At 58.4% G+C, this 24441-nt stretch carries 12 protein-coding genes and 7 pseudogenes; 16 read left to right on the forward strand and 3 right to left on the reverse strand.

The window, feature by feature from the left end; genetic code table 11:
* The coding region (locus ACLFKU_RS25020) for a hypothetical protein (protein WP_410850859.1) at positions 1-212 on the forward strand (212 nt) is incomplete at its 5' end.
* A gap of 10 nt (positions 213-222) precedes the next feature.
* Positions 223-523: pseudogene (locus tag ACLFKU_RS25025) on the forward strand (IS5/IS1182 family transposase); the annotation flags it as partial.
* A 58-nt stretch (positions 524-581) separates the two neighbouring features.
* Here the strand turns inward: ACLFKU_RS25025 and ACLFKU_RS25030 are convergent.
* Positions 582-731 (reverse strand): annotated as a pseudogene (locus tag ACLFKU_RS25030) (SDR family oxidoreductase); the annotation flags it as partial.
* Between the two features lie 285 nt (positions 732-1016).
* Between ACLFKU_RS25030 and ACLFKU_RS25035 the strand changes: the two are divergent.
* From ACLFKU_RS25035 to ACLFKU_RS25085, 11 genes and pseudogenes are all read left to right on the forward strand, one after another.
* Positions 1017-1419 (forward strand): annotated as a pseudogene (locus ACLFKU_RS25035) (LysR family transcriptional regulator); the annotation flags it as partial.
* Between the two features lie 453 nt (positions 1420-1872).
* A complete protein-coding gene (locus tag ACLFKU_RS25040) occupies positions 1873-2676 on the forward strand; it encodes a DMT family transporter (protein ID WP_368599728.1) in 804 nt (267 codons plus the stop codon).
* A gap of 158 nt (positions 2677-2834) precedes the next feature.
* On the forward strand, positions 2835-3530 hold the full coding sequence (locus ACLFKU_RS25045; protein ID WP_410850860.1) for an iron-containing redox enzyme family protein: 696 nt from the start codon (positions 2835-2837) through the stop codon (positions 3528-3530).
* Positions 3531-3540: 10 nt separating this feature from the next.
* Positions 3541-4773, forward strand: a complete 1233-nt coding sequence (locus ACLFKU_RS25050; RefSeq protein WP_410850861.1) for an ATP-grasp domain-containing protein — start codon at positions 3541-3543, stop codon at positions 4771-4773.
* Positions 4774-4993: 220 nt separating this feature from the next.
* Positions 4994-6106 (forward strand): acetyl-CoA carboxylase biotin carboxylase subunit family protein, encoded by a 1113-nt coding sequence (locus ACLFKU_RS25055; RefSeq protein WP_410850862.1) that lies wholly within the window; start codon positions 4994-4996, stop codon positions 6104-6106.
* A 1624-nt stretch (positions 6107-7730) separates the two neighbouring features.
* Entirely contained in the window at positions 7731-13160 is a 5430-nt protein-coding gene (locus tag ACLFKU_RS25060) for an AAA family ATPase (protein WP_410850863.1), read from the forward strand.
* 168 nt (positions 13161-13328) lie between these two features.
* Positions 13329-13769: pseudogene (locus ACLFKU_RS25065) on the forward strand (IS3 family transposase); the annotation flags it as partial.
* Positions 13770-13799: 30 nt separating this feature from the next.
* Positions 13800-13941: pseudogene (locus ACLFKU_RS25070) on the forward strand (IS3 family transposase); the annotation flags it as partial.
* A gap of 1162 nt (positions 13942-15103) precedes the next feature.
* Positions 15104-15592 (forward strand): DUF3757 domain-containing protein, encoded by a 489-nt coding sequence (locus ACLFKU_RS25075; RefSeq protein WP_410850864.1) that lies wholly within the window; start codon positions 15104-15106, stop codon positions 15590-15592.
* Positions 15593-16259: 667 nt separating this feature from the next.
* Positions 16260-16829 carry a chorismate mutase gene (locus ACLFKU_RS25080; protein WP_410850919.1) on the forward strand — a complete coding sequence of 190 codons (570 nt, stop codon included), beginning with the start codon at positions 16260-16262 and terminating at the stop codon, positions 16827-16829.
* An 839-nt stretch (positions 16830-17668) separates the two neighbouring features.
* Positions 17669-17797, forward strand: a pseudogene (locus ACLFKU_RS25085) (transposase); the annotation flags it as partial.
* 107 nt (positions 17798-17904) lie between these two features.
* Here ACLFKU_RS25085 and ACLFKU_RS25090 read toward each other — a convergent pair.
* Entirely contained in the window at positions 17905-18567 is a 663-nt protein-coding gene (locus ACLFKU_RS25090) for an HD-GYP domain-containing protein (protein WP_410850865.1), read from the reverse strand.
* 606 nt (positions 18568-19173) lie between these two features.
* Here ACLFKU_RS25090 and ACLFKU_RS25095 point away from each other — a divergent pair.
* Positions 19174-19356 (forward strand): hypothetical protein, encoded by a 183-nt coding sequence (locus ACLFKU_RS25095; protein WP_410850866.1) that lies wholly within the window; start codon positions 19174-19176, stop codon positions 19354-19356.
* Between the two features lie 844 nt (positions 19357-20200).
* On the opposite strand, the pseudogene ACLFKU_RS25100 reads toward ACLFKU_RS25095, so the two are convergent.
* Positions 20201-21376, reverse strand: a pseudogene (locus tag ACLFKU_RS25100) (sigma-70 family RNA polymerase sigma factor); the annotation flags it as partial.
* 215 nt (positions 21377-21591) lie between these two features.
* On the opposite strand from ACLFKU_RS25100, the gene ACLFKU_RS25105 reads away from it, so the two are divergent.
* A complete protein-coding gene (locus tag ACLFKU_RS25105; protein ID WP_176122035.1) occupies positions 21592-22467 on the forward strand; it encodes a branched-chain amino acid ABC transporter permease in 876 nt (291 codons plus the stop codon).
* Positions 22468-22475: 8 nt separating this feature from the next.
* On the forward strand, positions 22476-24416 hold the full coding sequence (locus tag ACLFKU_RS25110) for an ABC transporter permease subunit (protein WP_410850867.1): 1941 nt from the start codon (positions 22476-22478) through the stop codon (positions 24414-24416).
* Positions 24417-24441 lie beyond the last annotated feature (25 nt).

Below are 24441 nucleotides of genomic sequence, written 5' to 3' on the forward strand. Positions count from 1 at the left end.
GCGGTAACCAACCCGCGGATATCAGTGTGACCCACCGTCGAGACGTACTGCTACGTCGCCCTCAGGAAATTCAGATGTACCCAGACCGAGAACCGATCGCGATTGACACGGAAAGTCATATCAGTTCTAGGGAAAGTTTTTTGCCTGCATTTTCTGTCCGCGCGATCACCTTCTGGATCGGTACGTCAACCGGATGTGCCGGCACAGCATGACACATGCAGGAATACGCTCCGACAGATGCTCGCCGTGCACGTACACCGGCCAACGAGTAGGAGCGCGCACAAGTGGCGGAACTGGCGTGCCAGGTGCAGAAGGTAGCAACGGAAGAAACCCTGAAAGTGGCCTTTGCCGATCAGGGTTGCACGGGTGACGACCCTGCACAGGCCGCGGGCGCTCAAGGAATTGATCTCCAGGCGGTAAGGTCGATGCAGCAAAAACGGATTTCACACCCGCAGGTCTGCACTTTGTCGGCTTCGCCACGCTTATGCTCGTCCATGCGATCCCAGTAATTCGAAGTTCATAACACCGTCCAGGGTTGATTTGCAGATAGATCATTTTTGCTCCTCTCAAGGAAGACTCGATCAGGCTTGGCCTTCCGCCATCATGGACAATCTGAAGAAAACGGTACCTGTAATCCACGACGCGCCTAGAGAAGCCATGAACAGAATCGCCTCGGCAACATCGGCCGGCTGGCCATTGCGACCACGCGGATCGAAAGCATTGAATGCAGGCCCGAGGTCGCACCGATGGCGCCGCCGAGCTGTTGCATCACCTTCGCGGCGGCCTGCGCCATGAAGAACGTGCCCTTAATTCGACCACCTCCGTCGCAGTGGCGGGACGGCTTTGCGGAGAGCTGAACCGCCGCCCGTGACAATGACTACCGTGGAAGAGAAATTATGTTCTGTGACTGTTCCTGAAAACGATGAAAACGGAAACGGCAACATGAAATGCCCTTGCTTTGCAGACCGATTTGAACATTCCTGGCCAGTCGACGTTACGCTCACAAATGAGATGTTTTGTTTGTCGTTGAAAGAAAATCTTTCTGTGCATGGCCGGCTCCCCCGGCCGCGCTGCGAGCCTTGGAGTCGAGCGCGCACCACCCGGGCTTCTCGGCTACTGCAATGGAACTGAATGTTACGCCCACCGACGTTGGTCAATTCGTTCGCAGCCTCGAAGAATGCCTCGACGTACCGCTGTTCCACCGCGCTACCGGCGGGCGACCGCGTCTTGTACTAACGGCCGTCGCCCTTCGGGCGCTCCCTGACATCCGCGAGGGGTTCGATCGGTTGAATCTGGGATTTGCGCGACTGAAGAAGGGGCTCGGCTGTGGGCGTGTTGACGGTGACCGTTAGGCCGGCGTTCGTCGCGAAATGGCTTCTGCCGCGCATTGACCGCTTCCAGAGCGCATGGGCAGAAACCGCTGCGTGTCGACACCAGCCATCAAGTTGACGCATTTCAGAGCAAAGGAAGCCCATTATCCCGCCATACTCAAAGCACGCTGCGGCACATCGCATGACTGGACTGTCCGGCGCGCAATCGAGACAATCATCCGATAAGAACCAGAACTCTCTTTTGCACACGCAGTCAGCCTACCGCCGGCGGCTTTACCTGCAAAAACAAGCTTTTTCTCGATCGCAAATCATCAATATGATTGATGCGCTCAAAAAAATTAACGGCTTATACAAAGCGGATATGCGCTGTTAGGATTCTCTCGTCGTCACCGCGGAGCCGAGTATGAGCGAAGATTTAGATGTCGTCCAAGCAAATCGTATCGACACTAGGGTTGAGCCAGTTAAAGGCGATGCGTTTGATGCTAACGCCCCTGATTCCGAGCCGTCTTCGCAACCTGTTGCCAGCGTGCTCGCGCCTGCCATGGCTATCGCGTCGATGTACAGCGTGCAGCTTGGTGCTGCATTGTCGCGACCCGTGACAATCCAATACGGTACGCTCAGCACGACTTGGCTGCGTCTTTGTTTCGCGGGCTTGATGCTCGCGATCGTGGTGCGACCGCCGCTCCATACCTACTCCCGACAGCGCTGGATCGCCGCTTTCGTCCTCGGTAGCGCCATGGCTGGCATGACACTGTGCTACTTCGAAGCCGTGCAGCGCGTGCCCCTTGGTCTCGCAGTCGCCATCAGCTTCATTGGTCCCCTCATCGTCGCGACGGCCGGCATCCGCAGATTCCGGATGCTAGTGTGGCCCATGGTGGCGATGGTCGGCGTCGTCCTCATTGCGCGGCAGGACGGCATGTGGGCCACCTCGTTAACCGCCCTGGTCTTTCCTGTTGGGGCTGCGCTCGGATGGGCAACGTACATCGTGATGATGAAACGAGTCGGCACGCTGTTCGATGGCTTGGAGGGGCTCTCAATGTCGCTGATCGTCGCGGCCCTGGTCACCACGCCGTTTGGTCTTGCGCAAAGCGGTGGCCATCTGCCCGCCGCGCAATTGATTGATGCCGCGTATCTCGCGGTACTCGTGCCGCTCTTGCCCTACGTCCTCGAGATGTTCGCGCTGCGGCGCATGACGGCGTCCGCGTTCGGCATTCTGATGAGCATCGAACCCGCCATTGCTGCCGCAATCGGTTTTGTCGTCCTCGGTCAGCCTATGACGGTCTTGCAAAGCATCGGCACGTTGCTCGTGATCAGCGCCAGCATAGCCTGCTGCCGCCAAGCATAGGCCGGCGTTGCCGGCAGGTGGATCGTCGTCTCGCACTGCATTTTCTTCCGCGTCTTCGAATGTTGCCGAGACCCTAACTGCGGATGGTTCGCTTCGTCGTTGTATGTGTCGCGCTTGCGATGCTGTTTCCCTTCATGTGGTTTTACTGGAGACTGAAAATGGCCCACCAAGATCGTGCCCGTTTTGAACTGGTTGCAGACTGTGAAATGCAGGCGCTCTTTACCGCCTCGCCCGACACCGCCGCGTTTCACCGTGGCGAATGGATCGACCGCGAATACTATCGGCGACATCTCGTCGAGACAGTGCTGCGCATCCGCCTGAACAATGAAGTCGATGCATTCGCGCTCTACAAGATCGGCTTCAAGGACAATCAACTCGCGCAGATCCTCGCGCAATACCTCGCCGAGGAATACGGCCACGAAGGGCTCTTTCTGCGCGACATCGAAAAATTCGGTCTCACGGCCGAACAGATTGACACCATTGAGCCGCTCCACTCGACTAGGAAGCTGATCAATTATCTGTATCTCAGCATCGAACGCGATGGCCCATTGCCGACGATGGCGTGGAACTGGTTCGTCGAATGGTATTCGGGCCGCTACAATAAGACGATCACCGAGGCTGCGGGTCGAGCCTTCGGGCACCACACCGTTAAGGGTTCGCTTGGCCATATCCAATACGACGAATCGCACGACCACGACGATCTGATGTGGGGCGCCGTCCAGCGCGCGATCGAAGGATGGGGTGGCATCGACAAGGCCGAAATGCATCTTCGCAACTTCATCGGCTTGGTCGGCGATTACTTCGACGAACTAAAGGCAGAAACCGGGCGCCAGTCGGACGTGGTCGTTGCATGAGGAGCGCATCGTGGCTATTGTAGTAGTGGAGCCTGTCTCATCGGGCACTGCGCTGATCGCTGCAGCGCAGCGGCTCGGGCACCCGGTACACGTGTTTTGCGCAGATACCCACATCGTGCCGCCAACACACCTACGGACCGTGGCGTCGCTGACGAGTGTCGACACTGGCTCGGCTGATGACGTCGCTGCAGCAGTGCGGACAGTCGGGGGCATCGACGCGCTCGTTCCCGGCTTTGAGTACGCGGTCGACGTCGTCGCGCAGGCGGCCGCGCAATTGGGGTTGCCGCATCTACCGCCCGAAGCGGCCGCGCTCACACGTGACAAATACCGTAGCCGTCAGCGACTCAGCATGGCCGGGCTGGCTGTACCGCGTTTCGCGCCGATCGCAAAGCGTGGCGACGTCGCCCGCGCGGCGGCGCACGTCGGATTTCCGGCCGTCGTGAAGCCGGTCGATGGTTGCGGCAGCCTACTGGTGCGCCGCGTCGATTCGCTCGCGCAGTTGCACGCGACGATCGACAGCGTTGCGCATCGATCTGTTCAGGACATGGGCCGCGAAGTTGGTCAAGCGATGATGCTTGAACAGTATCTCGACGGACCTGAATATAGCGTGGAAGGCTACGTCGGTCCGCTCGGTCCGCGCATGCTTGCCATTACCGAAAAGATCCTCGGGCCCGAGCCCTACTTCGTCGAAATGGGACATGTGGTCGACGCTACGCTCGACGACCGCGACCGAGCTCGGCTGAGCGCGTATGTCGAAACGGTGGCGAGAGAGATCGGCCTGACGCTGGGCGTGTTTCATGCGGAAGTGCGCATGACGCGCGACGGTCCCACGCTGATCGAAATCGCCGCGCGGCTCGGCGGCGACCGGATCTACCGGCTGGTTGAGCTAGCTAAGTCAATCTCGCTACCGGAAGTCATGCTCCGTAGCTATCTCGGGGAATGGGACCCGGCCCCGGGATACTGCCACGGGCGGAGCACCCGGGTAAGCGGCGTCCGGTTTCTCGCACCCGAGGCAGCCGGGCCGTTCGTCGGTGTCAGCGGGCTTGACGAAGTGCGTGCGCAGCCTGGCTTCCAAGAAGCGGAAATCTATCCGCGCGCCGGCGACTGGGTATCGCCGCCGACCGACTTCCGTGGCCGGCTCGGCCACGTGCTATTTACAGCGCCCGATCGCCCCACGCTCGAACGCCGACTGAACGGCGCGCAATGCGCGCTCGAAATGGGGTTGACATTCAAGGTCCATTAAAGGACGAGTCGCGATGACGTATACCCCCTTCCCCCGCCGTACCCGAAGTGTCGTAATGAATCGCTGGTCCGACGATTTTGCCGCCTATCACCGATACATCGATCACGATGCGCACGACGTTGCCTATCTGTGCACACCGGAAGGCGCGAAAGCTCTCGAAGCGACGCGCATCTCGCACATCGAGATCCTCCCGGACTTCAACGATATACACAGGCTGCGCGTGGCGTTCGACGCATGCCGTACTAGGCTGAACGGCGTCGACCGACTGATCGCGCTGTCCGAATTCGACTTGCTCGCCGCGGCACAGCTGCGGGAAACTTTCGACGTCCCGGGCGACCGGCCCGCCACCGCAGCACGCTTTCGCGACAAGACGGTGATGAAGCGCGTCGTCAGTGCGGCCGGTCTGCGCGTGCCGCAGTTCGTCGAATTGAACGATCGGGAGGACGCGCTCGCCACTGTCGCCGGATTGCGGCATCCGCTTATCGTCAAGCCGCGAACCGGCGCGGCAAGCATGGGTGTCCACCGGGTCGATTCGGTGGAACAGTTCGGTGCGCTCCTGCCCCGACTTACGGGCACTTCGTACGAATGCGAGGAGTTTATCGAAGGGCCGATCTATCACGTTGACGGTATCGTCTCGAGCGGCAAGCCGTTGCTGATCCGGGCGTCGCGCTACCTTAACTCATGTCTTGACTTCGCCAATGGCAAACCGCTCGGGTCGATAATGTTGCAGCCTGGACCGTCGAACGACGAACTACTCGCGTTCGCGCAAACGAGTCTCCGCGCTCTATCGCTGGTGGACGGCGCCTTTCATCTCGAAGTGATTCGTGGCTCCGACGGCCTGTATTTCCTTGAGATTGGCGCGCGCGTAGGCGGCGGCGAAATTCCGTTCCTGTTCCGCGATCTCTACGGCATTGACATCTTCAGCCTGTGGGTCCGTCAGCAGCTCAACTACGGGACGCCGCTCGCATCCGAGGCAGGCGTGGGTGCAGCGGCCCGCTCCACCGAGCTAGGAGGGTTTCTGCTGCTCCCCGAGGCGACCGGCAGCCGCCTCTTGCGAGCCGTTGTCCCGGACGGTATCGCACCGCTGTATGCGGCCATTACGCCGAAGGCAAATCATATCTTCGACGGCAAGGGCGGCTACGACAAGATCCTCGGCCGGTTTCGCTACCGCGGTCGATCCGAAGATGAGATTGATGCAGCGATCGCCGCGACCTTGGAGCGCTTCCAGTACGAGCTCGGCGATATCGATGCCCCTAGCCGCCCCGCTTGGCCGCGCGGGCATTGGCATGATGGCTATCCGTTGCCCGAAAATGCGCCATCACGCTGCCGATGAGGCGCTCGTTGGAAGGAGAGAATGAACGCGACGAAATCGCTTTACCACGGCCAGCGGTTCCCTGCTGTTATGATCAGCTGCGCTGTTGACGGACACTTCTCGTTCGGAGCGAGGCGGCGTACTCAGGTACGGAACCGACGATTCGTTGCTGGCATGTCAAGTCCGGCTATCGATTGGCTCGGTGCGCTAGGGCGGTTCGGTAGAAACCTCGCAGCACTAGGAATTTAGAAGTGGTGTTTGTGACGCCGCGCGACGAGACGTATGTGGTGGGGAAACTGCTCGATGAGCAGGACACGCAAACCCGGCGTGTTGGAGCAAAGCGTCGCCGACCAATCGCGCAGCTATCCCGCGGCAGGTGGGAATTCCTAGACTCCCTAGGGCTAAGCGCATTTTTATCAAAGCGGCTGCACGCGTGATCTGCCGACCCGTAACCGCGGACGTCAGATGTTCCCTTTCGAGATACGCGTCGCACACAATCGCTAAGCCCCTTTCGTCAGCGCTTAGTGCTGCAGACACGGAGGAACGCGGCCTGTTATTTCGCCATAGTCAAACAGCGCATCGGCACATGGTACGGCTGTACGTTCCGGGAGCAATCAAAACAATCATATAGTAAGCATTACTACTGTTCACACAGGGAGTGCAGATGGGCACCAACCTGACAGCGCCAGGTTTGCCGCAGCGCTCGATAAGAACGCGCGTCGCCTTAAATTGGTGGAACGTCGATTCCGCCTGAGTGAATTGCAGGTGCATGACGGGACTGGTTGCGTCATCGACATACACACCAACAGCGTGCACGCTGGACCGCGGTCCTCGAGCTAGCGGTGATCCCGCCATCAATCTGGATGAACTCGTCCAAGCGCTCCTATCGTGTGCGTGACTGGTAGACCGTCGGCGGATGCAGTCGACGCAGGATCCACAGGCCTTCGCTCGTCATTCGATATGACCCCTTTCGTCGCCCTGCGGACTCTGAGATTCCCGTGGCTTCTCCAACGCTAGGGGCCGGCCCAAAATCGGCGTATCAACCGCGGATAATCGTGAGCACGATCGGAACGAGGCATCTCGACAGCGTCTCGCTGCGCGGGATTTGTGTCCGGAAACCAGTCCACGGCCCAAATTCCGAGCCGCACAACAAGCCGGCGAATCTGCCGCGCCGTCAGTTCCGGCCGTTGCGCGGAACGTTAGCGGTTTCAGCTTGCTATCCACCACGACGTTCAAAATGGTATGGAATTGTCCAGCGGGCGCATCGCGACCGTTCGCTCTGTTGCTGCAGCCATTAAAGCTCCCTGGAACTGGACCTCCGACGGGCTACACGCTTGCGATGAACGCCGGTTTTCCATTGGCAAAACCCAGACGTTCCGGGTGTAGTCAAGACCTCACCGAGCCTTCTCGACGGTTTCATCATATGTTAGAACCCTTGCCCGGACAGCCAGTGTCAGATACTTTTGCTAGGATTTCCATAAACCATACAAAGGTGCGATGCAAGTGGCCATTGCGGCGTCGCGGCGCTCTTGTGCGGCAATTACCCTATGGTTCTAACGCGTAGCCATAGGCACTTTAGACAGACGAATTGGGCTGCGTCCTTTGATACGATCGGGGGCTGAACTTGACTAGTGAATGACGGCAGATGAACGATCCACATGGCTCTGACACAGGCTTCAGTGTCCACATCCTTTGGGAGGATGCAGAGCGCACTTTCTGTCGCGTCCAGTCCCCGAGCGGCAGCGATAGCGTCCTGACTCTGCGGACCACCGAGGAACATCCCTCGATCGCCCTTCTCGAGCGCCTTGCTCACGAATTCGCGCTGAAAGAACAACTGAATGGTACGTGGGCGGTGCACCCGATAAGGCTGGTACGCGAAGATGAACGGATGGCACTGGTTTTCGAGGATCCGGGCGGCGAACCACTTGAGCGACTGGTGGGCGCGCCTCTCGGGGTGGAACGTGTTTTGTGCCTCGCTGTCGGAATTGCCGGGGCGCTTGAGAAGCTCCACCGGAGTGGGTTCGTTCACAAGGATTTCAAGCCTGCTCATGTGCTAGTTGACTGCACGGACAGCCGGCCGCGGCTCACAGGATTTGGGATCGCTTCACGACTGCCGCGCGAGCGGCAATTTCCACAGCCACCCGAAACGATCGCCGGCACCCTACCCTTCATGGCGCCCGAACAGACTGGGCGGACGAACCGCTCGATCGACTCTCGCAGCGACCTCTACGCGTTCGGAGTTACGCTTTATCAAATGCTCACGGGGTCCCTACCGTTCACTGCTGCGGATCCGATGGAATGGGTACATTGCCATGTTGCGCGTAAGCCGGTGCCTCCGATAGCACGGGTAGACACGGTCCCCCTTCCCGTCTCAGAGCTTGTCATGAAGCTGCTCGCCAAGACGCCCGAGGAACGGTATCAGACGGCGGCTGGCGTCGAGCGGGATCTGAGGCATTGCCTGACCGAATGGCAGCGTCAACGCCACATCGATCCCTTTGTGCTGGGCGAATACGACATGACCGACCGCCTCCTGATCCCTGAGAAACTCTACGGGAGGCAGAGGGAGGTGGATGCATTGACCACTGCGTTCGATCGCGTAGTCAGGACTGGCATCCCTGAACTCGTGCTCGTCTCCGGGTATTCGGGTATCGGCAAATCCGCAATCGTCCATGAACTGCATAAGGCACTCGTACCATCGCGCGGGCTGTTCGCGTCGGGCAAGTTCGACCAATACAAGCGCGACATACCCTATGCGACGCTCGTTCAAGCTTTTCAGGGCCTGGTCAGACCGCTACTCGGCGAGCCTGACGCGGAACTCGCAACCTGGCGCGAGACGTTGATCGGGGCACTCGGTCCTAACGCGCGACTAGTGACCGATCTGATCCCTGCGCTCAGGCTGATCATCGGCGATCCCCCGCCCGTCCCAGAGCTCGAGCCGAATCAGGCGCGCCGCCGTTTTGAAGTCGTCTTCCAGCGCTTTATCGGCGTCTTTGCGCGACGTGAACATCCGTTGGCACTATTTCTTGACGATCTGCAATGGCTCGACGCCGCGACGCTCGACTTGCTCGACGGGCTCCTTGCGCGCTCGGATCTGCAGCATCTGATGGTAATCGGCGCCTATCGCAGCAATGAGGTAACTCCCGGACATCCGCTGCTGCACAAGCTTCAGACGTTAAGGGCTGCCGGCGCAAAGCTCGATGAAATTGTTCTCGCGCCTCTTGCTTGTGAACACGTGGAGCAACTGATTGTCGAAGCGCTTCACTGTGAGCCGGGACGTGCGGCACCGCTTGCGCACCTCGTGCATGAGAAGACGGCGGGCAATCCGTTTTTCGTCATTCAGTTTTTGCGCGAGCTTGCCGATAGCGATCTGCTGAGCTTTGCCCATGACACGGCCTGTTGGAGCTGGGACCTGCCCCGCATCCACCGGAAAGAGTACACCGACAATGTGGTCGACCTAATGGTGGAAAAGCTAGTGCGCCTACCGGCGTCAACGCAACGCGCCGTGCAACAGCTTGCCTGTCTCGGCAACACCGCCTCCTATGTGATGCTGCCTAAAGTTCTGGGCGTCTCGGAGCAGGAAATTCGGGCGCTGCTGAAGCCGGCACTCGCGCAGGAGTTGGTGGAGCAACTAGAAGACGCCTACGGGTTCGTGCACGACCGGGTGCAGGAAGCCGCCTATTCGCTGATTCCTAAAGAGTTACGTGCTCACACGCATCTGCGTATTGGACGGCTACTCGCGGCGCAAACTCCCGCTAGCAAACGGGAAGAGGCGATCTTCGATATCGTCAGTCAGCTTAACCGAGGCGCGGCGCTGGTGAGATCCAGGCAGGAACGCCAACAACTGGCTGCCTTTAACCTGATCGCCGGCAAGAGAGCCAAGGCGTCGACAGCCTATGCGTCGGCGCTCACCTATCTCACTGCCGGCGCTCAACTCCTCCAGGACGATTGCTGGGGACGTAGGCACGAACTGGTCTTTCCGCTCCAGTTGAACCTGGCAGAATGCGAGTTCCTCACCGGGCGGCTAACCGATGCCGAAGAGCGGCTGGCGATGCTGTCAAACCGCGCGACGAACACGGTCGATCAGGCGAGCGTCGCGTGTCTGCGAATGGATGTTTACCTGACTCTCGATCGAAGCGATCTGGCGGTCGAGGTTTGCCTCGATCACCTCCGTCAACTCGGCATCGACTGGCCGGCACACCCACATGAAAGCAACGTACGGGGGGAGTACGAAAACATACGGTTGCGGCTTGCGGGCCGGACTATCGAGGCACTCATCGATATGCCGTTGATGTCGGACCCAGCGTCGCTCGCAATTACTGACGTGCTTAGCAAGCTCCTCAGACCAGCCTGGTTTTTTGACGCGAATCTGGCTTCTCTCGCTATATGCAAAGTGATCAGCTTGAGTCTGGAGTGCGGGAACTGCGACGCCTCGTGCTTCGCGTATGTCATGTTCCCGCGGATCGCTGGGCCACGCTTTGGCGATTACCACGCTGGAGTCCAGTTCGGTCAGCTCGGCTTCGATCTGGTCGAGCGACGCGGACTCAAACGCTTCGAGGCAGTCACCTATCTTTGCTACGCGCTGTATGTTGTGCGCTGGACGAAACACGTGCGCTTCAGCAGCGAAGTGCTGCGCCGTGCGTTCGAAGCAGCGGGCCGGACCGGTGACCTTCCGTCTGGCGCCTATACCTGCTGCCATATCGTTTCGGACCGACTTTTCGGCGGTGACCCTCTAAGCGATGTCGAACTCGAAACTGTACAGGGCCTCGCGTTTTCCAGGAAGGCACGTTTCGGCCTGGTCGTCGATAACCTCACCACGCAACTCGCATTGATCCGGATGCTCCGCGGCGTCACACTGAAATTCGGCCACTTCGACTATGACGAGTTCAACGAGCTTCGTACAGAGGAGCACCTGTCCGGCAACCCCGCGCTCGCGACGGCCGCGTGCTGGTACTGGATCCGGAAACTGCAGGGACGATTCTTTTCAGGCGACTATGTGGCCGCCATGAACGCGGCATCGATCGCGCAAGAGCAACTTTGGAGCTCGTCGCCGCACCTGGAGGAATGCGAGTACCATTTTTACGCCGCTCTCACAAGGGCCGCGCATTTCGACCGGGTGCCGGCCGAGGAGCGACAGGAGCACCTCCACAGCATCGCCGCGCATTGTCGGCAATTGGAGATCTGGGCGAACAACTGTCCGGCGAATTTCGGCAATCGGGTTTCACTGGTAAGCGCCGAGATGGCGCGCCTGGAAGGCCGTGATCTCGAGGCGATGCGACTCTACGAAGCGGCCATTCATCTTGCGCGCGCAAACGACCTCATACACAATGAAGCGCTTGCCAATGAACTCGCATCCGCGTTCTACGCGGCGCGGGGGTATGAGAAGATTGCCCGTGTCTATTTGCAGGACGCACGACGGGCTTATCGACGCTGGGGGGCAGAAGGCAAGGTGCGTCAACTCGACCAACTGCACCCAGGTCTCAGGGCCGACGAGCGAGCGCCTGACTCAGGCAGCACTATCGGGGCGCCTCTCGAACACCTTGACCTTGCTACCGTCATAAGGGTGTCGCAGGCTGTTTCCGGAGAGGTTTTCCTCGACAGACTGATTGAGACGATCATGCGTACCGCTATCGAGCAGGCGGGAGCCGAGCGTGGATTACTGATACTTTCGCATACAGGAGAACAGCGGCTCGCAGCGGAAGCATGGACGGACAGCGACAAGGCATGCGTCCAATTGCGCGATGCACCCGTGAGCGCGACCATGATTCCCGAGCCTGTTCTCTACGATGTATTGCGCACAGGCGAAAGTGTCATTCTCGATGATGCTGCGGCCGATCCCAGGTTCGCGACAGATCCTCATATCCGGCAGTATCTGCCTCGTTCCGTCTTATGCCTGCCATTAATGAATCAAGCGAAGCTGATCGGGGCCCTGTACCTCGAAAACAATCTGATCACCCGCGCCTTCAGATCGACCCGGATTGCACTGCTGCGGCTGCTCGCGTCGCAGGCGGCGACTGCGCTGGAGAACACCCGCCTGTACCGCGACCTGCGGGAACGGGAGGCCAGGATTCGCCGCCTCGTCGACGCCAATATCATTGGCATCATCGTCTGGAATGCTGCCGGCGACATTCTCGAAGCCAACGACGCTTTTCTTCGCATGGTGGGATATGAGCGAGAGGATCTTGCGTCAGGATGCCTCCGCTGGAGGGATCTCACGCCAACTGACTGGAAGGAAAGCAGCGAACGGGCTTTGGCCCAAATCAGAAACGACGGTGACGTTCAACCCGAGGAAAAAGAATACATGCGGAAGGATGGCAGTCGTATACCGGTCATGGTCGGCCGCGCTGCTTTCGACTGTAGCGGGAACGAAGGCGTTGCTTTTGTAGTTGATCTCACGGAGCGCAAGGAAGCTGAGCACCGCTTGCGTGAGTCCTACGAGATGCTGCGTGAACTTGCCTCACATCGCGAGACGGCTCGCGAGGATGAACGCAAGCACATTGCGCGGGAAATGCACGACGAACTCGGGCAACACCTTACCGCGCTTCGCCTGAGGGCGTCGATATTGCGCATGAGGCTTGGCGCGGATCACCCGGATCTGGTCGAGCATACGCAGGCGCTCGTTTCACTTGTGGATGTAACGATGCAGGTGGTCAGAGGCGTTATCGCGTCGCTGCGCCCCGCAGCGCTTGATTCCGGTATTGCAGCAGCGCTCGAGTGGCTCGTGGCCGATTTCAACCGCAACGGCCGGACGGTCTGTCATCTCAACTTGCAGGACGAGAATATCGCCGTAAGCGAGGATCGCGCTATCGTGCTGTTTCGCATCGTTCAGGAGGCACTGACCAATGTCACCCGACACGCTGCGGCCAGAAGAGTAATCATCGCATTAGAGCGAACCCCCGATGCTTGCCTTCTCGAAGTGCACGACGACGGTTGCGGATTCGATGTTTTTGCAACGAGAAAGAGGTCATTCGGACTGGCAGGGATGGAAGAGCGTGTTCTGATGCTGGGCGGTGCGATCGACGTTATCAGCTCGCCGGGAGCCGGCACCATGATCAAGGTGCGACTTCCTGACAAGTGAGCGATCGAGAATAGCCGTTAAAGTCACACACGTAACGCCTGCGCTCGCTCGGCGTGCTGAACCGAAGGTCCGGAATCCGTGCGCGCCGCAGATCCGGAACTCGCCGTTCCGAGATCGGTCGGAAAAAGTGGAAGCCAACGTTTCGTCATACCGAGAAGCAGGGGCGGGGGCATGACTGTATTTGCCGGCCTGAAGGAACTGTACAGTGGTGAAATTGTCGGCTAGGCGGTAAGGGAACGGATGACGACAAATTTGGTCATGTCGGCGCTGTTTCGCGCTGTCGTGACCCGCCGGCCTGGTTCACCATAGCGATCGAGGATGGCACTAGCGCCCGCTCGCCTATCAAACACTCATCGGCCACCTTGACATACACGCGTTGCTGAGCCGCCGTGGCAACCGCTACAACAACGCCCCGATCGAATCCGTCGGGGCAACGCCGAAGAATGAACTGGTCTAGCATTAATGTTTTGCCACGTGCGAGCAGGCACGTTTGGCGATCACCGAATACATCGAAATCCTCTACAACCGGCAACGCCCGCAGGCGCTGCTGACTACCAATCGCCTGTCGCGTTCACACGACGCTTTTATCTGAATCAAATCACTGCTTAACCTGTTGGCCTTCGCCAATTCCGTCCGATCCAGTATCGCACGCATCGCGAAGCCATGGCCGACTTGTTCAAATACCTTGACATGTTCTATAACCGCCAGTCGTCGTCATTCATGGCGTGGCTTGTCACCAACTCAGTTCATGCAGGACTGGCCTGCGCGGCTAACGGACTAACTCGGGGCCTCTGGAAGGCGAAAAACCGGGCGCATGAAATGGGTCAGCCGCTCCCTAATTTCGATAGAAGCACTTCACAACTGCGGCGGGCGTGCGGACCACTTCCGCCGCGGGTTCCTTGCCCGCAATCAGTGATCTGGCCAAGACAAACAGCGGAATGGAAGCCAGTTCCACCAGTGCACCTTCCCCTCGGACATCGGCCAATGCTACGTTTGATACTACGCCGCTGATGATTGCGCGAGTTCCTTTTGTCATCGCCTAGGTTCTCGGCCGACATTGTGCCAAGCCCAAAGACCGGCCACATTACTCCGTCGCCTGACTCCCCGGACCATCTATCGGGCCGGTCCCACAGTAGTAGGGATAACTCTCGGTAGGGTCTTTCTGGTTTGTGTATATGCATATATCGCTCGCCGCGACCGCATAGGCCTGCGCCGCTACACCCATTAGAACCGCGGACAGAAGGCCACCAAAAAGCACACTCTTCATCTTTTCCATATACATTCCTTTGTCAACATGCCGTAAATTATGTGACTCGTCCACTGGGCGCCGCAATCGCGTACCCTACTAAATTGTCTGATCAACTGCCAGAAGAAAAGCATCAAGTATATTGATACCAACGCACGATCGTCGGTGGGGACCGTGTTGCTAGGTCGAGAGGTGGTCTCGGGCACGACGCGGGCAAAGAGCCCACGACTTTCCGGTTACTTTTTGATGCCATTTTCATTTCTTCGCATTCCTGCCAACAGACTGTTGCCGCTCACCGACGGGCAAGTGCCGCGTGCCAGCACGGTCCTGGTTCATGCACCTGTCGCGATCCCGCCGCCCTGGTAAGTGTTCATACTGTCCGCAGACTATTGCGGGTGGCCTGTTTCGCGCTGAATGCCATTGAGTGTGCGTCGGATCATCTTCGTCATTTCCTCGTGTCCGCTGAATGCGTTATCGCCGCCCTCCTTGTTGCTACGGGAAACATGGGCTCGACATACTATAAACGATATTTTATTAGGCATAAGTTACTTTTACTTTTCATCATCCGCGTCATTAATATATAAGTATGATTTTGGTTTCTATGGTCATTGTGGACTATAGGTCATCAAAGGGCGAAATTGGCTGCCACCTATAGTTTGCATAATAGAATGTGTTGAGTGCTCAGCCAGACGATCAGATGCTTGAACTTACCGTTTTGCAAAGTGGAGAAACGAAACCGATGATGAAAAGTTTACTTGTTGTTGCCCTTGCGCTCGGCGCATCGTATTGCGCTGCTGCTGAAACGTACGAAAGCTGCCCGATGCCTGCCAACATCAAGATTGCGCGGGGTGTGTACACGGCAACAACCAACGATAACGAGGGTGAATGGATTGGTACTTCGAGAGGGCCGGGCGACGGTAATATCAAGGAATTTACTTCTGCCATGTTTTTTCCGCCGCAACTTGATAATGACGGTTCTGTGCGATCGCCGTTAGTCCGGTGCTCCTACGAACTTGCCCAAGGCGGCCATTTGGATCTACGGTTCGACCCCAGGCCGCCGCTACCTGGTCTAAGGGTCGATGTAGGTTTATGGCGCCGGAAATCGGGACCTTACGATCTCGACTACTATGAATGCACTGAGCGGGCCGCTTGGCGTTGTAGGTTCGAGGTCGTTCGGCGGCCCTGACCTGAGCAATCGTAAGCGTACGATTTCTCTCGCCTCGCTTTTGCGTTCAGCAAGATCCGCGATTTCGTCCGCAACACCGACTTGCGGGCGCAATGAGGCCCGGTCGAAAAGAATGTGAGCCAACGTTTCGTAATACCGAGAAGCGGAGGTATGGATGAATCGAATTTCAAAAGCGGTCTATACGAAGGAGCTCCGCGACAAGCGGTCAAGCTGACCTTGATTGAACGGGTTGGGATATCGGAAGATTTCTGACGATTGTCGGCTCCAATGAAAACGGAGGCAAACTGGGGGCGCTCGGCGAAGCATGTAAGCTCAAGGACGTCGGACGACAAACTCCCGGAGCTTGCCGGCTTAAGTTCGAGAATGGGGGGCGCGGAATCTGAGGTTTTGCTTGCTGGTCATGTTGACAACTGTCTGGACCGTGAGAGTTTTGATGATTACGTTAAATTCTCCGGCGCTCTGGAAAATGGAAAATTCTTGTCGAGTGGGCGTCGAAAATTAGCGTTGACCAATGTCTTGGCTCAGACCATGTCCTAACTATCCGGATTTGAGGTCCAATGTAGTGCGAACTGCAGAGCGACTGTAGCGATGGACGTCGTATCGGAGCGCTTCGCCGCAGGCGAGAATGAACCAATAGGGAGTCGTAGTTTTGAAACTGAAGAAGAACATGAGGTGTGTTTGCACTCGGAATGCCGTGACACTCGCACTAGCCGTATGGCTCGTGACAGGCTGCTCTGCCGGGGCACAGCAGGATGCGTTCGTGCCGCTCGTGCGCAGCATGGCAGATCGCCTCAACACCGCGGACCAGGTCGCCCTGAACAAGTGGGACACGGGCCAACCCGTCTATGACCCTCAGCGAGAAGCGCAAGTCATCGCAAATGCGGTGGCGATGGCGTCTGAGTACGGACTAACCACGGAGGATGTGACAAACATTTTCTCGGACCAAATTGAAGCTAACAAAGAAATTCAGTACGAGCTGCTCAGCAACTGGATGCGTCAGGGCAATGCTCCCGCAACGCCTCGCCAGAGCTTGCCGGGCGTTATTCGACCCATTCTGGATAAGCTGCAGGCCAATATCATGCTGAATTTGAAGGGCGTGGCGCCTCTTCGCAGCAATACAGACTGCCAGACACAGGTTGCAACAGCAGTGGGACGCGTCGCCCAACAAACGTCGCTTGATGCCCTACATCTCGCGGCCCTCGACCGTGCGGTCGCGCGGATATGTGTCAAGTTTTGACTTTCCGGGGGGGCTAAAGACATGCAAGGAAGCTTCCTGAAGGCGGACATATCGGAACTCGGTTGCGCAAATGGCGGCGTTGCGCATTTGAGATGGAGAGGATCCCCTGCGCTGGGGCACCAGCATTGTTTCAATGTCGAAGCGTGCCCTGACGACGTGCGCAACGTTCTTTGGGGACTATCCGTGAGTAGAGTGGCGACGAAACCATTGCCGACGCGATGCTTTACGGTCTCATGTGGCGTCATCACTGGATCACGCACAGGTGGACCACTTAGAAAACATCCCCAAAACCCCAACGTCCTGGAGCCGAACTCGATCTCAACTGCGGAAAAACCTACAATCGACATCGCGCAATGCCAGACCCGCCGAGTCGGTCACGATTCCAAATCGGCGATCAAGTTCGCTGAAGTACGCATCATCCTTTAGTACGCATCATCCTTTAATACGCCGTGTTCGGCTCATCAACCTTCTACGCTGAGGTAGGAAGCATGGACGACCAAACAGCGCGAAATGTACTCAGACAGGCTGATGGCTGGATCGACTGGAATGACGTCCGGAACGCGCCGGACTGGCGGCAAGGAAAGATTGTGCTGGACGGTAGATTTAGTGCAGACGAGCTTCGTGCGATCATCGAGCTTCGGCGAAACACTCGCTAGCAATAGTCGAGATCCCTGACCTCGCGCTTCTATCCCGGCCGTGATCCCCGTTACTATCTTCCCACCTCGATATTTGTGGCTTTGGCCTGCTAGGCCCCGCATGATTCGTCCCCCAGTGACCTGCTCCCAACGAGTAGAGCTAACCGGAACCTAGTAAAGTTCGTTTCGGAGAAGAAGACGAACATGAAGAAGCGCTTTACGGAAGGACAACTCATCGGTTTTCTGAAGGAAGCCGATGCCGGTGTGCCAGTCAAAGAGCTAAGCGAGAAGCAGGGGTTCAGTCATGCATCGTTCTACACTTGGCGTGCGAGAGGAGAGGAGCTCATTTGGTGAAGGATCAGTTGCCCTTGACGAGTTCGAGTGAATCGGGAAGGGTGCGCTTCGGTTCCGTGGCCCCCTCCCTCCTCTTCTAGATCCATCTATTTCTGACGAACGGCAGAAACGACCGAAAGGAAGAGGTGCACCATACGAGGGTCGAACTGCGAGCCTGCACCATCAACAATCGCCCGTATCGCCTGACTTCTGGGGATAGCGCGCTTGTAGACTCGCGCATACCGGATGGCGTCGTAGGCATCAGCGACTGAGACGAGACGCGCTGCCATCGGAATCGATTCGCCCCGAAGGCCGCTAGGATAGCCAGTTCCGTCCCATTTTTCGTGATGACACAGGGCTACCTCCCTGAGGAGACCAGCCAAATCGGATTGCGGAAAGCCGGAAGCTACCTGGTCAATCAGCTTCGCACCGAGTGCCGCGTGAGCCTTCGCCGCTGAGTATTCCGCTTTGTCAAGCGCACTCGGTTTGCCAAGGATTCGCGCCGATACAGCGGCTTTGCCTATGTCGTGAAAAAGCGCAGCAACTGACAGGCGCTTCGCCCAAATTTCGCAGGCGGTGTCCGTGTTCCAGCCCATCCCGCTCATCTTGCTCGTCATCCTACCCGCGAGTGCCGCGACGCGCTTGCTGTGATTGACTGTCTGCCGGATGACCATAGAATTGAGTTTGTAATCTAGGGACCCGTTAACTTCGATAAAGCGCTGCAACGCGGCCACGCGCAACCGCCGGGTAAGAGACGATCCGGGTTCCATCGGTCCATCTCGCTTAAGCGGTCGATGCTCAAACGTATTCGCGGGGCATCTTGGTCGCCCCCATTCGTCATTGGTTAGCTCATGAAAATGCATTCAAATCTCCAAACGGTTTGATCGAACCATTAGACTTACGACGATCGTTTCGTGCGCGATATGTTCCTTTCCCCAATACATGCAACTGCCCTCCAATTCGACAAACCGCTCCCTTTCAGAGGAGCCCTTGAGAACTCGTCGCCAACTTGTTGCCAGTTCCATCGCGAGCTGAGGCCATGAACTGATTCGACACGGCGGATGATAAAGGTAAGTCCCGCAAACACAAATCGACAAGAGGGCAAAGTGTGCGATGCGTCAAGGTGTTCTTGCATTGACAATGGCGAGGCTTTTTCGATTTCCGGAGATTACGTCTCACAAGACACCTCTTGAGGGCCGAATCTCAGGGATTCCGATGCTGCACCGGAGATGACCATCTTGTTGCACTTATGACGGTCGCATGTCCGGAACGCGACAAAGTGATGGGGCCCAGTCGGTCGGAACCTGCACTGACCGTCTCTTTCTTGTGGCCCACAAATTGCTGGGAATGGCTGCACACCTCACAAGGAGTCTTCCATGCTCAGGAAAAGGATCGATCCGCAAACGCTTGAGGCCATGCTTGTCGAAGCGACGGAAAATGCATTATCTGACTATGACTCATCGCTCGCGTTGGATGACGATTTAGAGGCAATCGTCCAGTTCGGCGACGCTTTCGCTGCCCTTCGTGCACATGGTGCGGACACCGAATCGGATACGTAACCTGTGGAGGATGCTGAGGCTGACGGCGATATTCACAGCTGGCGTGATGACGTTTTTTTCGCGACTCAGGGATTCGACGCTGCGCGATTGGGTCGCTCGCAGTGCGTACCCAAGCGAGCGGCTCGAATCCAACTCAGTAGCCGAAAAGCCGTGGGGACAATCAAGCCGCCGCATTCGCTTGCTGGCAGCGATTGTGAGCAAATGAGCACCAGACGTTGGAATAAGGTTCAGCAAAAGGTGGATTGGCGGCGGTCCAAGGTGGTCGACTCCGAAAGACGTCAAAGTGACCGTCCACATGCGCGGGAACTGTTGGTGAAGCGGCTTCCCATGACGTAGATGCTCATGCTGGGAAGCTGGACACGACCTATCATCGAATCCGCCCTTATCGTCAAGTCGGTTCCTTTTCGTGGTTTCACGCGGGGCGACTATGATGCATAGACCGCATCCTGACGAAGCAAGCCGCCTTGGCGTCGGACAAGCGCAATCGGCATTGGTCTGAACGGTATCACGCTGCCACGAAAGACGCCAAAGATTCTCGACAACACCGATCCGAAGGTTCTGCGGTCCAGCATTGACTATCTCAATGTACAGGTCTACGTATTGGTGCGAAACCATCGCACCGGGCTTCAAGTCCTTGGCATAGACAATGCACATGAGTTCGTCCAAGCCGTGAGCCGTCGTCTGCGAAACGTTCAAGGATGCGGCCACAATCGTAGACAAGCGGGTCCATCACATTTCGATGATAACGGATGTGTTCCTTGTTGGCGAACACACAGATCGGGATGGGATGCTGCAGCTCGATGTTGCTCTGACCACGAGTCCCTCCGATGCGTGGACGTGGGACTTAATCGTCGACAAATCGCCGTAACTTGTCGGCGCGATTTGGCTGCATCAGTTTTCGCATCGCCTTGCTTTCGATGTACCGGATTCGTTCGCGCGTCAGGTCGAATTGTTTGCCAAGTTCCTGGAGCGTGTAGCCGCACGCTACATCAATCCCGAACCGCATTCGCAGTACTTTCGCTTCACGCGGCGACAATGAATCCAGCGCTTCGTCGATTGCGGCTCGCAGATTCGAGCGCGCGGCCGCATCCGCCGGGGATCCAGCCATTGGATCTTCGATCATATCGCCAAGCGTGGCGTCGGCATCTTCGCCCACTGGCGTCTCGAGCGATAAGGGTTGCCTCATGACCTTCAGTATGTCACGAATCTTGTCTTCTGATAATTCCATGCGCTGAGCCAACGCAGCAGGATTAGCCTTTTGCCCAGTCTCCTGCAAAATCTCCCGCGAAATCCGGTTTAGCTTGTTGATTGACTCGATCATATGCGAGGGGACTCGGATTGTGCGCGCCTGATCCGCAAGACAACGCGTGACTGACTGCCTGACCCACCATGTTGCGTAAGTTGAAAACTTCCAGCCGCGTCGATATTGAAATTTGTCGACGGCTTTCATCAGGCCGATGTTACCTTCCTGGATCAGATCCAGAAGGGGCACGCCTCGGTTCGCGTACTTTCTCGCGATAGAGACCACGAGACGCAGATTCGCCTCGATCATCTTGCGCTTCGCCTGCCGCATCTTCGACTCGGCTGCCACCATCTGCCTGTTGATCTTCTTCAAGTGTCGCAAGGGCAGGCCGGCCTTAGCCTCAATATCGATAAGCTTCTGCTGTTCAGTCTGGATCTCCGGTAGACTGCGTGAAAGTGCCGCACCGTACTCGCGGGACGTCGCCGAGTTTTCAGTCCACGCGAGATCAGTTTCGTATCCCAAAAACGACTCGACGAAACGCGCGCGCGGCATGCCGCACCGGTCAACGGCAATCTGCAGAATACGTCGCTCGACCGCACGTACCTGTGCGACTTGCTGCTGCACATCAGCGCATAGCGCATCGATAGTCCGTGCCGTGAAGCGAACAGCCGCAAGCTCCCGCTGGATCGCTTCAAAAAGGCGCTCGCGGGCGACCTGCCCGTTTTCTTGCGCGGCGTCGGCTTCTGAAATCTGTTCGTACAGGTCACGAACTCGCGCAAGTGCCGGTGTTTGGCGAGGTCAAAGGCGGCCGCGTGATCTATGCGTACGACGCTGATCGCAAGGACGGCAGCCAGTTGCGCGCCAAGCAGGCGTCGACGAACTAAGCGCGGATACAAGCGCAAATCCAGCGCGGCAGCATGCTCCAAAGCCGCACCCGCCCGCCAGCGGGGGCGGCTTTGTTTTATAGATGGTGAACTCTAAGGCGCTCGACGATGACCATTCTTTTACAGCTCATCTATAGCGGGATCGCACTCGGCATGATCTACGCCGTGATCGCATTCGGCTACCAACTCACATTCGCGACCTCCGGTACGCTGAACTTCGGCCAGGGCGACGCGCTGATGCTCGGCGCGCTGGTCGGCCTCACGCTGGTCTCGCTCGGCGTCAACTACTGGCTGATGATCCCGCTCGTCTGCGCGTTCGGTCTGTTGCAGGGCGCGTTCGTCGAACGGATCGGGGTGCGGCCCGCGATCAGGATTAAATCCGAATTCGGCTGGATCATGTCGACGATCGCGCTGGGCATCATCTTCAAGAACGTCGCGGAAAACGTCTGGGGCCGCGACGATCTGCGCTTCCCGTCGCCGCTGCCGGAAGCGCCGCTCAAGGTGTTCGGCGCGAACGTTCTGCCGATGGAACTTCTGGTGGTCGGCGGCGCGCTCGCGATGATGCTCGCCGTCGAGTTCTTCAATCGCAAGACGATCTTCGGCAAGGCCGTCGTGGCCACCGCGAACGACCGCGACGCCGCCGCGCTGATGGGCATCAACACCGGCCTCGTGATCACGTTTTCGTATGCCCTCTCGTCGCTGACCGCCGCGTTCGCCGGCGTGCTGATCGCGCCGCTCACGCTGACCGGCGCGACGATGGGCGCGGTGCTCGGCCTCAAGGCGTTCGCGGTGGCGATCATCGGCGGTCTCACGAGCGGTTTGGGCATCCTCGTCGGCGGCGTGATTCTCGGCATCGCCGAGACCACTACCGGCTTCTATCTCTCCACCGGCTATAAGGATGTGCCGGGGCTGGTCCTGCTGCTCATCGTGCTCGCGATGAAACCCGCCGGGCTGTTCGGCAAGACTTCAATCAAGAAAGTGTGAGGGCCGCCGTGAATCTGAAGAAACTCGTTGCGACGGCATTTGTGCTGATCGCGCTTGCGGTGTTCCCGGTGCTGTCGGGCAATCCGTACTACATCCATCTGGTCGAGACCATCATGATCTACGCGATCCTGCTGTTCGGTCTCGACATCGTGGTCGGCTACACCGGCCAGGTTTCGCTCGGACATGCGGGGCTGTTCGGGGTCGGCGCCTACACGGCCGGCGTGCTGTTCATGAAGCTCGGCTTGCCGATTTTCGTGACCGCGCCGCTCGCGATTCTCGTCACGGCCGGCTTCGGCGCGATTCTCGCGCTGCCCGCGCTACGCGTGTCCGGCCCCTACCTCGCGATGGTGACGCTCGCGTTCGGCACGATCCTTCAGATTCTCATCAACGAGATGGATTTTCTGACCAACGGGCCGATGGGCGTCAAGATTCCGAAGCCGTCGCTCGGCGCGCGGCCGATGAACGAAGTCGAATACTACTGGCTCGTCGCGGCCCTGCTGGTGGCCTCGCTGATCGTCGTGCACCGGGTGCTCAAGTCGCATCTGGGCCGGGCCTTCGAAGCCCTGCGAGACAGTCCGATCGCGTCGGACTGTATGGGCGTGTCGGTGTACCGCTACAAGGTCTACGCGTTCGTGATCAGCGCGGGCTTCGCCGGTCTGGCCGGCTGCCTGTACTCGTATTCGGAGCAGTACATCTCACCGAATACCTACAACTTCGAGCTGACCATCCTGTTCCTGCTCGCGATCATCATGGGCGGGCGCAAGACGCGCACTGGCGCGGTGCTCGGCTCGGCGATCATCGTGCTGTTACCCAAGCTGCTCGATGACATCGATATGTTCCGCATCGTCGCATCGGTGCTGGCGGTCGCGGTCGTGATCGGCGCAGGCGTAGCGCTCGCGCGCAAGGTGTCGACGGCACGCAAGGTGGCGATTCCGGTGCTCGGTACGGTGGGGCTCGCCGCGTTTTCATACTGCATCGATACGCTCGCCGACTGGCGGCTGAGCATCTTCGGCCTGATGATCCTGCTCGTCGTGTACTACCTGCAGGACGGCGTGATCGGATTCGTGCGCAAGAGCATGATGGGCGGCGCGGTGCGCGCGAGCACCGTCGACGCTCATCAAGCCGCGACGATCGGCGCAGACGCGGTCGCCGCCGTGCACGCGGGCGACACGGAAGAGATCCTGCAGCTACGCGGCATCCTGATGCAGTTCAGCGGGCTCAAGGCGCTCAACCAGGTCGACCTGAGCGTGCGGCGCGGCACGGTTCACGGACTGATCGGCCCGAATGGCTCCGGCAAGAGCACGATGATGAACGTGTTGACCGGCATCTACGTGCCGACCGCAGGTTCGATCGAGTATCGCGGCATGTCGCTCGCGGGTAAGACTTCGTCGCAGATCGCGTTGGCGGGCATCGCGCGCACCTTCCAGAACGTGCAGTTGTTCGGCGAGATGACCGCGCTCGAAAACGTGCTGGTCGGCTTGCATCACACGTTTCGGGCACATATCGCGGACGTCGGACTGATGTCCCCGCGTTACCGGCGCGAGGAGCGCGCCGCCCGTGAACGTGCGTTGGGCATGCTGCGCTTCGTCGGGCTTGAACATGCGGCCGGCGAAGAAGCGCGCAACCTGCCCTACGGCAAGCAACGGCTGCTGGAAATCGCGCGGGCGCTCGCGCTCGACCCGCAAGTGCTGCTGCTCGACGAACCGGCGGCCGGCCTGACCGCGCCCGACATCAAGGAGCTGGTCGCAATCATCCGCAAGGTGCGCGATCACGGCATCACCGTCGTGCTGATCGAACATCACATGGATGTCGTGATGAGCGTGTGCGATCGCGTGTCGGTGCTCGACTTCGGGCAGAAGATCGCGGAAGGCAATCCGGCCGACATCCAGTCGAACGAAAAAGTCATCGAGGCTTATCTCGGCGGCGAGGCGGCGGGGCAAGCGGCCTGAGCCGCGCTCCCCTACCTCGACTCAC

Origin of the sequence: Paraburkholderia sp. EG304 (assembly GCF_046543485.1) — a bacterium.
GTDB lineage: Bacteria > Pseudomonadota > Gammaproteobacteria > Burkholderiales > Burkholderiaceae > Paraburkholderia > Paraburkholderia youngii.

Coding starts and splice junctions, on each gene's coding strand:
- ACLFKU_RS25040 (WP_368599728.1), top strand. CDS start 1,873: ATGGCTATCGCGTCGATGTACAGCGTGCAGCTTGGTGCTGCATTGTCG.
- ACLFKU_RS25075 (WP_410850864.1), top strand. CDS start 15,104: ATGCTTGAACTTACCGTTTTGCAAAGTGGAGAAACGAAACCGATGATG.
- ACLFKU_RS25105 (WP_176122035.1), top strand. CDS start 21,592: ATGACCATTCTTTTACAGCTCATCTATAGCGGGATCGCACTCGGCATG.
- ACLFKU_RS25060 (WP_410850863.1), top strand. CDS start 7,731: ATGAACGATCCACATGGCTCTGACACAGGCTTCAGTGTCCACATCCTT.
- ACLFKU_RS25090 (WP_410850865.1), bottom strand. CDS start 18,567: ATGGAACCCGGATCGTCTCTTACCCGGCGGTTGCGCGTGGCCGCGTTG.
- ACLFKU_RS25080 (WP_410850919.1), top strand. CDS start 16,260: ATGAGGTGTGTTTGCACTCGGAATGCCGTGACACTCGCACTAGCCGTA.
- ACLFKU_RS25045 (WP_410850860.1), top strand. CDS start 2,835: ATGGCCCACCAAGATCGTGCCCGTTTTGAACTGGTTGCAGACTGTGAA.
- ACLFKU_RS25095 (WP_410850866.1), top strand. CDS start 19,174: ATGCTCAGGAAAAGGATCGATCCGCAAACGCTTGAGGCCATGCTTGTC.